The following is a 556-nucleotide window of genomic DNA, read 5'->3' as shown; positions in this document are numbered from 1 at the left end:
GCAAGGCAGCCAGACCAAGACCCGCCAGAAGATAACGCCATATCGATGCCAAACCGGTTCCTCTTCTGCAGACAACGCTCTGCCGAACGGATCGCATCCCGCCAGCCTGTGGGAAAACGCTGTGGCGGAAAAAACCCTGCTTGCCAAGCATGGCGCTGCCGATGGCAAAAAGCTACAGCACCGGGAAGCACTGGAGGATTGTAGATGGCGGGAACCGGCGTCGCCTCGATCGGCGAATGCATGCTCGAACTGTCGGGCCAGACCGGACCGAACTGGCGCATGGGCTTTGCCGGCGACACGTTCAACACGCTGTGGGCGCTGCACGCGCTGAGCACTGAGCGGCCGGCAACCTATGTCTCGGCCTTCGGCGACGATCCGTTCTCGCAAGCCCAGATCGATTTCTTAGGCCAGAACGGCATCGGCATCGGCTCCAGCCCGATCATAGCGGGCGCACGGCCTGGCCTCTATGCCATCACGCTGACCGGGGCCGAGCGTTCCTTCACCTACTGGCGCGGCGACGCCGCCGCGCGGCAGCTCGCCTCAGACCCGGTTGCAT

Annotated in this window: 1 protein-coding gene; it reads left to right on the top strand. The window is 63.7% G+C overall.

Going from position 1 to position 556, the window contains the following annotated elements; all coding sequences use genetic code 11:
- Nucleotides 1-204 precede the first annotated feature (204 nt).
- A partial coding sequence (locus EOA22_RS36665) for a PfkB family carbohydrate kinase (protein WP_245478815.1) occupies nucleotides 205-556 on the top strand: 352 nt, incomplete at its 3' end.

Source organism: Mesorhizobium sp. M7A.F.Ca.US.014.04.1.1, assembly GCF_003998745.1.
GTDB lineage: Bacteria > Pseudomonadota > Alphaproteobacteria > Rhizobiales > Rhizobiaceae > Mesorhizobium > Mesorhizobium ciceri.
Note: the sequence above shows the minus strand (reverse complement) of the source record. Positions and strands in the feature narration are given on the sequence as shown.